Raw genomic sequence first — 12,932 nt, 5'->3', positions numbered from 1 at the left:
ATATGCCTGCAACAAAAAGCGACTGGAACGCAAACGCTGAACACTGTGTTCAGCGCCCTTTCAATTCGGCTGCGCACTGCCATATTTGGCGATAACATTTGTTTTTTGCCCGCAATCAGGGAACCTCATCATGAAGAAAATCGGCTTTCTTTCCTTTGGCCATTGGTCGCCATCGCCGCAATCGGGAACCCGTTCCGCCAGCGACGCGCTTCTGCAGTCGATAGACCTTGCTGTTGCCGCCGAGGAGCTGGGCGCGGATGGCGCCTATTTCCGCGTGCACCATTTTGCGCGCCAGCTTGCGTCGCCGTTTCCGCTGCTCGCAGCCATTGGCGCTAGGACGAGCAAAATCGAGATCGGCACCGCCGTCATCGACATGCGATATGAAAATCCGTTCTATATGGTCGAGGACGCCAGCGCCGCGGATTTGATTTCCAAGGGGCGCCTGCAACTTGGTATCAGCCGCGGCTCGCCGGAACAGGTGATCGATGGCTGGCGTTATTTTGGTTATGCGCCGGAAGAGGGCAAGACCGATGCCGATATGGGGCGCCAGCATGGCGAGGTGTTCTTCGAAGCGCTGAAGGGGCAAGGCTTTGCCCAGCCAAATCCGCGTCCGATGTTTCCGAACCCTCCCGGTCTGCTGCGCATCGAGCCGCATTCGGAAGGTCTTCGGGATCGTATCTGGTGGGGCGCGGCTTCGGATGCGACGGCCATCTGGGCGGCAAAGCTTGGCATGAATCTGCAAAGCTCGACCCTGAAGAAGGACGAGTCAGGTGAGCCTTTGCATATCCAGCAGGCCAAGCAGATCCGCGCCTATCGTGAAGCCTGGAAGGAAGCCGGACATACGCGCACACCGCGTGTTTCGGTGAGCCGCAGCATCTTCGCGCTGGTCGATGATCGAGACCGGGCCTATTTTGGTGGCGGAAGCAACGAGCAGGATTCCATCGGCTATATCGAGGAAGATCTGCGGGCTGTCTTCGGGCGGTCTTATGCTGCCGAACCTGACAGGCTCATCGAGGAGCTGGCCAGGGATGAGGCGATTGCCGAAGCCGACACGCTGCTTCTCACCGTGCCAAACCAGCTTGGGGTGGAGTACAATGCGCATGTGATCGAGTCGATCCTCAAGCACGTTGCACCGGCTCTTGGCTGGCGATGATTATTCATAAAGGCATGCGCAGAAACTGACCACCGCCTGTCTTTAGGTTATGCCATGGATAGCCAGAAGCTTTCTCATGCGGCTTATGGCGACGTCCGGCCGGTCGAGCACATTGGCCCGATCGGCAAGGCGGAAAATGTCGGCGTAATGCAAAATACCGCGTGCCGACTGCATTCCGGCGGGCATGGTGAAATGGTTCTGGTGATCGTTCAGCCAGGCCAGAAACACAACGCCCGCCTTGTAATACTGCGTCGGTGCTTCAAAGATTTTTCGCGATAGCGGCACGGTCGGCTCGATGATCGCGCGGAAGCGGGCATTATCGCCTGCTGCCAGTGCCGCAAGCGCGCTGGACGCCTGCGGTGCGACCGCATCGAAAATGCCGAGCAGGGCATGGCTATGCTTGTTTCCGTCGCCTTCGATCAGCGGCGCATAGTTGAAATCATCGCCCGTGAAACAGAGCACGCCTTCCGGCAGGCGGTCGCGCAGTGCGATCTCGTAGCGCTCTTCCAGCAGTGAAATCTTGATGCCGTCCACCTTGTCGCGATTGGCTTCAATGATGCCGATCACCGTATCAAGTGCATTGTCGAAATTTTCCGAACCCCAATAGCCTTTAAGCTGCGGATCGAACATATCGCCCAGCCAGTGCAGCACGACCTTTTCGCGGGCCTGGCCGAGAATCCGGCCATAAACCTTGGCGTAATCGTCCGGCGATCTCGCAATGCGCGCCAGTGCGCGGCTTGCCATCAGGATGAAGCGTCCGCCTTGTTTCTCGATGAACCCGGCCTGTGTCTCATAAGCCTTGATAACGTCATCCAGGCTTTTTGCCTCTGCCGGATCGAGATGATCTGTGCCGGCGCCAGAGGCCAGATCAGCGCCTGCTACGGTCTTGCTGTCTGCCAGCGAGCGGCGGATCAGTTCCTGCGCGCCCGCCCAGTTCAGTCCCATGCCGCGCTGTGACGTATCCATCGCTTCCGCGATCTTGAAGCCGAGGCTCCACAGATGATGCCGGAAAGCCATGGTCGCATCCCAGTCTATGGCCGGGTCGTTCCATGGGCGGGCATCTTTCAGCGGATCGGAAACCACATGCGCTGCCGCATAGGCGATGCGATTGAACTGCGGCGGGTTTGCCGGACGTGAGGTTGGTGTCCCGATCAGCGTGTAGAAACTCAGGCTTCCGTTGCCATCCGGCAATGTCACTTGATGGTTGCTCATGCCCGTATCGTTCCTCCGCTTGAATATCCGATTTTTAATTTAGAACGTTCCAAATGGCAATCCGGTCAAAAATTGTGGCAAAAGTGTGATTTGAGGCAGTTTTAGAAAGAAATACGAGTTTTGGAGAAAAGGTGCGCCGAAAACGGGCTTGAATTGTGGCAAACTCAAGGCATGTGACGGCTTTTCAGTTGGGTCTTGACAGTATTGGAACGTTCCAATTAAATCAATAATCGAAACCGGAGCAGGTCATGAGCAAGAACAGCGTCACCGTTATCGACATTGCGCGCGAGGCTGGCGTGTCGAAATCGACCGTGTCGCTGGTGCTGCGCGACAGTCCGCTGGTTCATGCCGAGACCCGCGTCAAGGTGCAGGAGGCAATCGAGAAACTCGGTTATGTCTATAACCGTTCGGCTGCCAATCTCCGTCAGGCGAAGTCGAAAATCATCGGCCTTGTGGTCAATGATCTGACCAACAGTTTCTTTGCCGAACTGGCCGTTGGTGTGGATCGCGTCATGCAGTCGGCGGGCTATGTGCAGTTTCTCGCCAACACGGCGGAAAGCATTGACCGCCAGCGCGAAGTGATCGCCTCCATGCGTGAACATGGCATTGCCGGGCTGATTGTTTCGCCTGCACGCGGCACCGAGGCTAGTGATCTGAAACCATTGGCAAAAAGCGGCCTGCCGGTTGTGCAGATGGTGCGTGATGTGCCGGGATCGGGTGTTTCCTCCATCGTTTCTGACAATCGCGGCGGCGTGGCAAAGGCGGTCGAGCATCTGGTGTCGCTGGGGCATCGCGTAATCGCTTTCATGGGCGGCTATGCGGATACCGCTGTTTTTGCTGAAAGAGTTGCAGGCTATCGTGCGGGGCTGGAGCAGGCGGACATCGTGTTTGATGAGGCGCTGGTCTTCACCTCTGCGCCTTCACGCGCTGGCGGTGTTGAAGCAGTTGAGCAGTTGCTGCGGCATGGCATGAAACCGACGGCAGCGGTGTGCTTCAATGATGCTGTGGCTTTTGGGGTCTGCGATGGTTTGCGCGCTGCGCATCTGGAACCGGGGCGCGATTTCGGTGTGGTCGGCTTCGACGATGTGATCGAAGCAAAGACAGCGGTACCCGCATTAACAACAGTGTCGGTCGATCCGCAGGGGATGGGCGAACGGGCGGCACAGCTTCTTTTGAAGCAGATCAATTCAGAACGGGTGGAGGCGGAAGCGCAGCGTTTGGCGGTGCGTCTTGCGGTGCGTGCCAGTTGCGGCATGCCTTTTAAAACGGAGGAGAAACGCGAATGGCAAAGTGGGGCCTTATAGGCGCAAGCACCATTGCAAAAGAGTGGGTGATCGGCGCCATTCGCGCCACCGGTGGCGAGGTCGTTTCCGTTTACAGCACCAATGCCGCGCGCGGCGAAACCTATGCCCGTGAGAACGGAATTGCCCGCTCTGTCACGAGCCTCGAGGCACTGCTGGCCGATCCGGAAATCGACGCTGTCTATATCTCCACCACCAATGAATTGCATCGCGATCAGACGATTGCCGCCGCCAAGGCGGGTAAGCATATCCTGTGCGAAAAGCCGCTGGCGCTAACGATTGGCGATGCCCATGCCATGTTGAAGGCCGTACGCGAAGCGGGCGTGGTGGCAGGCACCAACCATCATTTGCGCAACGCTGCCAGCCACCGCGCCATGCGTGATGCAATCGCGAAGGGCAGGATCGGGAAGGTGCTTGGCGCACGGGTTTTTCATGCGGTTTACTTGCCGCCGCATTTGCAGGGCTGGCGTATCGAGCGGCCCGATGCTGGTGGCGGTGTCATTCTCGATATCACGGTGCACGATGCCGATACGTTGCGTTTTGTGCTGGGTGAAAGCCCGGTCGAGGCCGTGGCTTTCAGCCAGCAGGGGGGCCTAGAGGGTAAGATGAGTGGTGAGGGGCTGGAAGACGGTGTGATGGGCGCATTGCGTTTTCCATCTGGCGCGATCGCTCAGTTTCACGACGCTTTCACGACCAAATATGCGGAAACCGGCTTCGAGGTGCATGGCAGTGAAGGCTCGCTGGTGGCGCGCAATGTGATGACGCAAAAGCCGGTTGGTTCGGTGCTGTTGCGTGACAAGGACGGCGAGCATGAATTGCCGCTCGATCAGACAAATCTCTATGAAACCGCCTTGCAGGCTTTCCATGATGCGATAGCAGGCGAGGGCCAGCCTTCCGCAACATTGGAGGATGGCATCTGGTCGCTCGCCACCGGGCTTGCCGTGCTTGAGGCCGCAAAGACCGGCAAGGCAACCGCCGTTCAATCTGGAATCTGAACACCATGAACAAGCATATTTCGGCTGCGGAAGCGGCTGCACTCATCCCCGACAACGCTGTCGTTTCCGTCTCCTCATCAAGCGGTCTTGGTTGTCCTGATCTGACGCTGAAAGCTATTGGCGAGCGGTTTGACGAAACCGGCCATCCCAAAAATATCACCACGCTGCATCCGATCGCAGCGGGCGATATGAGCGGCATCAAGGGCGTCGATTACATCGCCAAGCCGGGATTATTGAAGAAGATCATTGGCGGTTCCTATCCGTCGGGCCCGTCCAGTGCCGAGCCGCCGCTGATCTGGCAGATGATCACCAATAATGAGATTCCGGCCTATAATATCCCGTCGGGCATTTTGTTCGATATGCATCGCGAAGCGGCTGCCAAGCGCCCCGGCGTGCTGACCAAGGTGGGGCTTGATACCTTCGTTGATCCCAAGCGTCAGGGCACGGCGATGAATGACAAGGCCGGGCAGGAACCGGTGGTGAAGCAGGTCAGTTTTGAAGGTGAGGATTGGCTCTATTTCCCCAATATCGTGCCGCAAGTGGCGATCATTCGCGCCACGACGGCGGATGAACGTGGCAATCTCACCTATGAGCATGAAGGCGCTTATCTCGGCGGTCTCGATCAGGCGCTGGCCGCGCGCAACAATGGCGGCATCGTCATTGCGCAGGTGAAACGCATCGCCAAGGAAGGCACGCTGAAGCCGCATGATGTACGGGTGCCGGGCGTTCTGGTCGATTATATCGTGGTCGATCCGGACCAGAAGCAGACAACGCAGACGCTTTATGATCCGGCGATTTCGGGTGAAATTTTCCGCCCGCTTGATACGTTCCGCTTGGCCGAATTCAATATTCAAAAGGCGATTGCGCGGCGCGTGGCGCAGGAATTGCAGGCAGGAAGTGCGGTCAATCTTGGCTTCGGCATTTCCGCCAATGTGCCGCGCATTTTGCTCGAAGAGGGTCTGCATGGTGCAGTGACCTGGGTGATCGAGCAGGGTGCAGTTGGCGGCGTGCCGCTACTGGATTTTGCCTTTGGCTGTGCGTCGAATGCTGATGCTTATATGCCATCACCCTATCAGTTCACCTATTTTCAGGGTGCAGGCTTCGATGCCTCGCTTTTGTCCTTCCTTGAGATCGGACGCGACGGCTCGGTCAATGTGTCGAAACTGTCATTCCGTCCGCATGTGACTGCTGGCGCTGGCGGCTTTGTCGATATTACTGCAAGGGCCAAGAAGATTGTCTTCTCCGGCATGTTCAATGCAGGGGCCAAGCTCTCCGTTGCAGACGGCAAGCTGGTGATCGAGAAGGAAGGCAAGCTCAAAAAGCTCGTTAATGAGGTTGAGCACGTCACCTTCTCTGGTCCGCGCAGTGTCGCGCAGGGACAGGACATCACCTATGTTACGGAACGCGCTGTGATGAAGCTGACGCCGGAAGGCATCGTGCTCACCGAGATCGCGCCGGGTGTGGATTTGCAGGCGCATATTCTCGATCAGGCTGAGTTTCCGCTGATCGTTTCCGATCAGCTCAAGATCATGGACGAGGCGCTGTTCCGCGAAGAGCCGATTGGACTTGAATTGCCGCAAAAGCCTGCGCGAAAGCTGGAGGCGTGAGATGGCTGATCGCATAGAAATTGCGACCGAGAACCACATCGCGGTCATGACGATCAAGCGTCCCGAAAAGCTCAATGCCTTCGATATCGAGCTTTTGCAGGAATTATCCGCCGCCTGTGATCGGGTGGAGGCGGATAGCACCGTGCGGGTTGCGATCCTGACTGGCGAGGGCAAAGCCTTTTCCGCGGGAGGCGACATCAAGGCCTGGGGCGGCATGGAACCGCCAGAGTTCGGCCATGCATGGGTGCGCTACGGCCATCGTGTGTTCGAGCGGCTTGCGACTTTGCGTGTGCCACTGATCGCAGCGATGAACGGCCATGCTTTGGGCGGCGGTCTGGAACTGGCAGGTGCCGCCGATATCCGCATTGTCGAACGACAGGCAAAAATCGGCTTGCCGGAAACCTCGCTTGGCATGATCCCCGGCTGGTCGGGTACGCAGCGTCTTGTGCGCCGGTTCGGTGCGCAGATCGTGCGCCGCATGGTGCTGGGCGGCGAAATGTTCACCGCGAATGAAGCGCTGTCGCACGGGATTGTCGATGCCGTTGTCGAGACAGGCGAGGCTTTGCAGGCGGCGCAGGACTATGCTGCGCGGGTGGCCAAGCGCGGACCGGCTGCGCTGGAAATTTCCAAACTAATGCTGTCCGTCGCCAATGGCGAGGACAATGGCACGGCAGTCGAGGCGCTGGGGTCCATCCTTGTTGCCAAGACCGGCGATCTGAAAGAAGGCGTGCGCTCGTTTACCGAAAAGCGCGAAGCAAATTTTGAAGGAAAATGGTGATGAGCGTAGTCGTAAAACCGCAGCCGTTGACCGGGCTGGAAGTCCGCGAATTCTCCATGCTGATCGATGGCAAGTGGGTGCAAAGCCAAAGCGGCGGCAGCATTGAGCGCGTGGCTCCCGGTCATGGCGTGACGGTGAGCCGTTATCCCGCTGGCAACAAGGCCGATGTGGAACGCGCGGTTGCGAGCGCACGTAAGGCTTTCGATGATGGGCGCTGGTCGTCTAAAACCGCATCGCAGCGTTCGCTGATCTTGCTGAAAGCAGCCGATCTGATTGAAGCACGGGCCGAAGAACTTGCTTATCTTGACGCAATTGAAGCCGGCAAACCAATTTCGCAGGTGCGCGGCGAGATTGCCGGTTCCGTCGATATCTGGCGTTATGCGGCAGCGCTTGCGCGTGATCTGCATGGCGAGAGCTATAATACCCTGGGCGATGGCACTTTAGGCGTTGTGCTGCGTGAGGCGATTGGTGTTGTCTCCATCATCACGCCGTGGAACTTTCCGTTCCTGATCGTCGGCCAAAAGCTGCCATTTGCTTTGGCGGCGGGTTGCACGGCGGTCGTAAAGCCTTCGGAACTTACCTCCGGTTCGACACTGGTGCTTGGTGAAATTCTGGCCGAGGCAGGCGTGCCGGATGGCGTGGTCAACATCGTCACCGGAACGGGTGCTGATGTCGGCCAGCATATGAGTACGCATCCGGATGTGGACATGGTGTCGTTCACCGGTTCCACTGGTGTTGGCAAGCTGACAATGGCCAATGCGGCGCAGACGCTGAAGAAAGTGTCGCTGGAACTTGGCGGCAAGAACCCGCAAATCCTGTTCCCGGATGCGGATATGGATGCCTTTATTGACGCTGCGGTGTTCGGCGCATGGTTCAATGCGGGCGAATGCTGCAATGCCGGTTCGCGGTTGATCGTGCATCGCTCTATTGTCGATGAGATTGTCGGGCGCGTCGCTGATCTGTCGAAAAAGGTCATCGTCGGTGATCCGCTCGATGTCAGCACGCAGGTGGGCGCGATCATCACGCCGCAGCATCTGAGCAAGGTTGGCGCTTATGTCGATCAGGCCAAGAAGGCGGGCGCTGCAATTGCCCATGGCGGCGATGTGCTGGATCTCGGCCTTGGCCAATATATGGGACCGACCATCATTGCGGGTGTGAAAGCCGATATGGCTGTGGCGCGTGAAGAAGTGTTCGGCCCGGTCCTGTCGGTCCTCTCCTTCGATACGGTGGATGAGGCGATCTCCATTGCCAACGCGGTTGATTACGGGCTTTCCGCAGGTGTGTGGAGTCGCGATTTCGATACCTGCATGAGCATCGGGCGCAAGGTGCGCGCCGGTACGGTCTGGATGAACACTTTCATGGACGGCACGCCGGAACTGCCTTTCGGCGGTTATCGTCAGTCGGGTCTGGGCCGCGAGTTGGGTCGTCATGCGGTGGAGGATTACACCGAAACCAAGACGCTCAACATGCATATCGGCGCGCGGACGGCCATGTGGATGCCGCAAGAAAAGTAGGGAGTGACGGCTTTGGGAGGACAGCCGGATATCGTCATCATCGGATCGGGTATCGGCGGCGCGACAATGGCCGCCGGTCTTGCTGTGTCAGGTGCCGACATTCTCATTCTTGAGGCGGGGGAGCATCTCCCGGACAGGCCGGAAAACCGCGACCCGCGCGCCATTTTCCAACAAGGCTTCTTTCGCCCGAAGGAGTTCTGGTACGAGACCAGCGGTACGCCATTCAATCCCGGCAACTACTACAATGTCGGCGGCAACTCCAAATTCTTTGGCGCGGTGCTGATCCGCTATCGCCGCGAGGATTTTGCGGAAATGGCGCATCTGGAAGGCGTTTCGCCCGCATGGCCGTTCGCCTATGAGGAGCTGGAGCCTTGGTATAGCCGCGCGGAACAGCTGTTTCAGGTGCGGGGTGAACTGGGCGATGATCCGACCGAGCCGGATCATTCAAAGCCTTATCCCCATCCGGCGATCCGCGACGAACCGGCCATTGCCGATGTGCGGGCGCGATTGAAGAAGAACGGCCTTCATGCCGCATCGCTGCCGCTGGGTGTCGATATTGACCGCTGGCTCGCCAAGGCAAAAACGCCGTGGGATGCACATCCGAACAGCAATGACGGCAAGATGGATGCGGAAACCTGTCCGCTTGCCAGCGCCTTGCGCTATTCCAATGTCAGGCTGGAAACCGCGGCGCGGGTGACGCGGCTGGAAGCCGGTCCGGATGGCAAAACCATCGCGGCAGTTCACTATGTGAAGAACGGCGAGGCGCTGGTCTTGCGCCCAAAGCTCGTCATTCTTTCTGCGGGTGCGGTGCAATCGGCAGCACTGTTGTTGCGTTCGGGATTGGCGAACCGGTCCGATCAGGTCGGTCGCAATTTCATGAACCATAATTCTAGCGCCGTGATCGCTTTCGATCCGCGCTATCGCAATGACAGCGTCTACCAGAAGACCTTTGGCTTCAACGATTACTATCTGTCGGACGGGGCAGGCGGGCCGCCGTTGGGCAATGTGCAATTGCTTGGGCGCGTGTCGGGCGCGATCCTGAAATCCAATATGCCACGTGTGCCGGAATGGCTGTTGAACCGCATTGCCGGACATACAATCGATTTCTACGCCATGAGCGAAGACCTGCCATCGCCGGAAAGCCGCGTGACGGTGGATGGCGACCGCATTGTCCTGCATTGGGTGCGCAGCAACTGGAAGGCGCATCTGATGCTGGTCGACAAGCTCAAATCCGCACTGCGGTCGGCTGGATTTCCGGTGGTTCTGTCGCGGGCCTTCGACCGGCGTACGCCGTCGCATCAATGCGGGACGGTGCGCATTGGTAACGACCCGGCGACAGCGCCGCTCGATACATGGTGCCGCACTTATGACCATCCCAATCTCTATGTGGTGGATGCGTCGTTTCTGCCGACATCGGCTGCGGTTAATCCCGCGCTGACCATCGCTGCACAGGCGTTGCGCGTGGCGGACCACTTGAACCGGGAGGTGCTGGCATGAACCGTCAAAGACCTGTGGCGCTGGTGACCGGTGGCCGACGCGGCATCGGGCTTGGCATAGCCCGCGCTCTCGCGGCGAAGGGCTTCGATCTGGCGATTACTGATGTTGAAAACGACGAGACCGTTATCCACGAACTGCGCGGAATGGGCGGCAAGGTGGCTTTCTTCAGGGGCGATCTTGCTGCCGTCGAGACCCATGCGGCGACGGTTGCCGCCGTGTTGAAGGAGTTTGGCAGCATTGATTGTCTCGTCAACAATGCTGGCATGGGTTCCGTGGAACGCGGTGATTTTCTTGGCCTGAAGCCGGAAAATTTCGACACCATCATGGGGGTCAATCTGCGCGGCACGGTGTTTTTCACGCAGGCCGTGGTGAAGGCCATGCTGGCTGCAACCGAGGTGCGTTTTCCACGCAGTATTATAACGATCAGTTCGGTTTCGTCGGTGATGACTTCGCCGGAGCGGCTTGATTACTGCATCAGCAAGGCGGGGCTGACCGCCTTTGTGCAGGGGCTGGCGCTGCGTCTGGCCGAGGCGCGGATCGGCGTGTTCGAGGTTCGACCGGGCATCATTCGCACCGATATGACCGCGAAGGTCGCCGAGCGCTACGACACGCTGATTGACGGCGGGCTGGTGCCGATGAAGCGCTGGGGCGAGGTGGGCGATGTTGGCGCCATCGTGGCCGGGCTTGCGGGCGGAAATTTCATCTTCGCTACCGGGTCGGTGATCAATGCCGATGGCGGCCTGTCGATAGCAAAGCTTTAGTTTCTCGGGAGGAGAAACGCATGAATTACGATTATATCATCGTTGGCGGCGGGCCTGCCGGTTGTGTTCTCGCCAATCGACTGAGCGAGGATGCTTCGGTGAAAGTCTTGCTGCTGGAAGCCGGAGGAAGCGACTGGAACCCGCTGTTTCATATGCCCGCAGGCTTTGCCAAAATGACCAAGGGCGTGGCGAGCTGGGGCTGGGAGACGGTCCCGCAGAAGCACCTCAAAAACCGCGTTCTGCGCTACACGCAGGCCAAGGTCATTGGTGGCGGTTCCAGCATCAACGCGCAGATTTATACGCGCGGCAATGCGGCTGATTACGATCTTTGGGCCAATGAAGACGGCTGCACCGGCTGGGATTATCGCAGCGTGCTGCCCTATTTCAAACGTGCCGAGGACAATCAGCGTTTCAACGATGACTATCATTCCTATGGCGGGCCGCTTGGCGTTTCCATGCCATCCGCGCCGCTACCGATCTGCGACGCCTATATCCGCGCGGGGCAGGAATTGGGCATTCCCTATAATCCGGATTTCAACGGTCGCGAACAGGCAGGCGTCGGCTTTTATCAGCTCACCCAGCGCAATCGCCGCCGCTCGTCCGCCTCGCTTGCCTATCTCGCATCGATCAAGGGCCGCAGAAACCTGACGGTCAGAATCAACGCGCCAGTGCGCAACATCGTGCTGGAGAAGACGCGCGCCACCGGCGTGGCGTTGATGAGCGGCGAGGTACTGCGCGCATCGCGGGAGGTGATCCTGTCATCGGGCGCAATCGGCTCACCGAAGCTTCTGCTGCAATCGGGGATCGGACCAGCCGATCATCTCAAGCAGACAGACGTGGCCGTGAAACACGATCTGCCGGGTGTGGGTGAGAACATGCAGGATCACCTCGATCTGTTTGTCATTGCCGAATGTACGGGCGATCACACCTATGATGGCGTGGCAAAGTTGCATCGGACGCTGGGCGCGGGCCTGCAATATATCCTGCTGCGTTCCGGCCCGGTGGCGTCCAGCCTGTTTGAGACGGGCGGCTTCTGGTATGCCGATCCGGAGGCCCGGTCGCCGGATATCCAGTTCCATCTGGGGCTTGGTTCGGGGATTGAAGCCGGCGTCGAGAAGCTGAAGAATGCGGGCGTGACGCTCAATTCCGCTTATCTGCATCCGCGTTCGCGTGGGACAGTGCGTCTGGCGTCCAGCGATCCGGCAGCGGCCCCGCTGATCGACCCCAATTACTGGAGCGATCCGCACGATCTGAAGATGTCATTGGAAGGGCTGAAGATTGCCCGCGAAATCCTGCAACAGGAAGCCTTGAAGCCCTTTGTCATGGCCGAGCGACTGCCGGGACCGAAAGTGGTTACTGACGATGATCTGTTCGACTATGCCTGCGCCAATGCCAAGACCGATCATCATCCGGTCGGTACCTGCAAGATGGGCACCGATGCTTCCGCCGTGGTCGATCTGGAACTGAGGGTCCGCGGTCTGGAGGGCTTGCGCGTCTGCGACAGCTCGATCATGCCACGTGTGCCGTCCTGCAACACCAATGCGCCGACAATCATGATCGGCGAAAAGGGATCGGACATTATTCGTGGGCTGGATCCGCTGCCGCCAACGGTTTTCTCCTGGGAGAAAAACGAACAGAAGCCGCGCGCAAGGGTTTAATCTGCTCCGTCAGCCGGTTCAAAACGCAGATAGCCCGCAATGCCGGAACCTTTGTAGTTCGGATTATCGGACGGGTGGTTCACGCCGTCATTCACCTCGATGACTGCAAAATCGAATGGCGATACGCCCTCCAGACAAGCCGCATTCACGCCGAACTGGCGTGGATTGGAACGGCGCTGGTGGAAGGTGTAAATCCCGCATTTCGAGCAGAAATAATGTTTGGCGACGCCGGTATTGAACTGATAGAGCGTCAGAGCATCTTCACCTTCAAGCACGTCCAGTCCGTCCAGTTCTGCAGAAACGGCGATGGCCCCGCGCATCCGGCAATAGGAGCAGGTGCAGCGCCGTGCTGTGTGCAGGCCATTGGATAGTTTGACGCGAAAACGCACGGTCCCGCAGTGACACGCGCCATTGGCTTCCTTGACGTCGGGATTCATTTTGTCTCCTTGTATTTAT

At 58.5% G+C, this 12,932-nt stretch carries 11 protein-coding genes; 9 read left to right on the top strand and 2 right to left on the bottom strand.

Going from position 1 to position 12,932, the window contains the following annotated elements; translation table 11 throughout:
• Positions 1-130: 130 nt before the first annotated feature.
• Entirely contained in the window at positions 131-1,153 is a 1,023-nt protein-coding gene (locus F9K91_RS12525) for an LLM class flavin-dependent oxidoreductase (protein WP_151555208.1), read from the top strand.
• Between the two features lie 42 nt (positions 1,154-1,195).
• Here the strand turns inward: F9K91_RS12525 and F9K91_RS12520 are convergent, their stop codons facing one another.
• Positions 1,196-2,365 carry a dihydrodipicolinate synthase family protein gene (locus F9K91_RS12520; protein ID WP_151677902.1) on the bottom strand — a complete coding sequence of 390 codons (1,170 nt, stop codon included), beginning with the start codon at positions 2,363-2,365 and terminating at the stop codon, positions 1,196-1,198.
• Positions 2,366-2,613: 248 nt separating this feature from the next.
• Between F9K91_RS12520 and F9K91_RS12515 the strand changes: the two genes are divergently transcribed.
• Genes F9K91_RS12515 through F9K91_RS12480 form a run of 8 tightly spaced genes read left to right on the top strand, consistent with a single transcriptional unit; the run spans position 2,614 to position 12,476 of the window.
• Positions 2,614-3,669, top strand: coding sequence for a LacI family DNA-binding transcriptional regulator (locus F9K91_RS12515; RefSeq protein WP_151677901.1), 1,056 nt, complete (start codon positions 2,614-2,616; stop codon positions 3,667-3,669).
• A complete protein-coding gene (locus F9K91_RS12510; RefSeq protein ID WP_151677900.1) occupies positions 3,648-4,661 on the top strand; it encodes a Gfo/Idh/MocA family protein in 1,014 nt (337 codons plus the stop codon). The genes F9K91_RS12515 and F9K91_RS12510 overlap by 22 nt, the downstream gene beginning before the upstream one ends.
• A gap of 5 nt (positions 4,662-4,666) precedes the next feature.
• Positions 4,667-6,268, top strand: a complete 1,602-nt coding sequence (locus tag F9K91_RS12505) for an acyl CoA:acetate/3-ketoacid CoA transferase (RefSeq protein WP_151555204.1) — start codon at positions 4,667-4,669, stop codon at positions 6,266-6,268.
• 1 nt (position 6,269) lies between these two features.
• Positions 6,270-7,046: an enoyl-CoA hydratase/isomerase family protein gene (locus tag F9K91_RS12500; protein ID WP_151555203.1), complete on the top strand. Its 777-nt coding sequence runs from the start codon at positions 6,270-6,272 to the stop codon at positions 7,044-7,046.
• Positions 7,040-8,560, top strand: a complete 1,521-nt coding sequence (locus F9K91_RS12495; RefSeq protein ID WP_151555202.1) for an aldehyde dehydrogenase family protein — start codon at positions 7,040-7,042, stop codon at positions 8,558-8,560. The genes F9K91_RS12500 and F9K91_RS12495 overlap by 7 nt, the downstream gene beginning before the upstream one ends.
• A gap of 12 nt (positions 8,561-8,572) precedes the next feature.
• On the top strand, positions 8,573-10,057 hold the full coding sequence (locus F9K91_RS12490) for a GMC oxidoreductase (protein WP_151677934.1): 1,485 nt from the start codon (positions 8,573-8,575) through the stop codon (positions 10,055-10,057).
• Positions 10,054-10,818 (top strand): 3-ketoacyl-ACP reductase, encoded by a 765-nt coding sequence (locus tag F9K91_RS12485; RefSeq protein WP_151650863.1) that lies wholly within the window; start codon positions 10,054-10,056, stop codon positions 10,816-10,818. The genes F9K91_RS12490 and F9K91_RS12485 overlap by 4 nt, the downstream gene beginning before the upstream one ends.
• 20 nt (positions 10,819-10,838) lie before the next feature.
• The gene (locus F9K91_RS12480) at positions 10,839-12,476 is read left to right on the top strand and encodes a GMC family oxidoreductase (protein ID WP_151677899.1); all 1,638 of its coding nucleotides are present in this window, start codon (positions 10,839-10,841) and stop codon (positions 12,474-12,476) included.
• Here F9K91_RS12480 and F9K91_RS12475 read toward each other — a convergent pair.
• A complete protein-coding gene (locus tag F9K91_RS12475; protein WP_151555199.1) occupies positions 12,473-12,913 on the bottom strand; it encodes a GFA family protein in 441 nt (146 codons plus the stop codon). The two genes, F9K91_RS12480 and F9K91_RS12475, sit on opposite strands and share 4 nt — an antisense overlap.
• Positions 12,914-12,932 lie beyond the last annotated feature (19 nt).

This window comes from Brucella tritici, from assembly GCF_008932295.1.
GTDB classification, from domain to species: Bacteria; Pseudomonadota; Alphaproteobacteria; order Rhizobiales; family Rhizobiaceae; genus Brucella; species Brucella tritici.
This window is presented reverse-complemented; position numbering and strand designations above follow the sequence as displayed.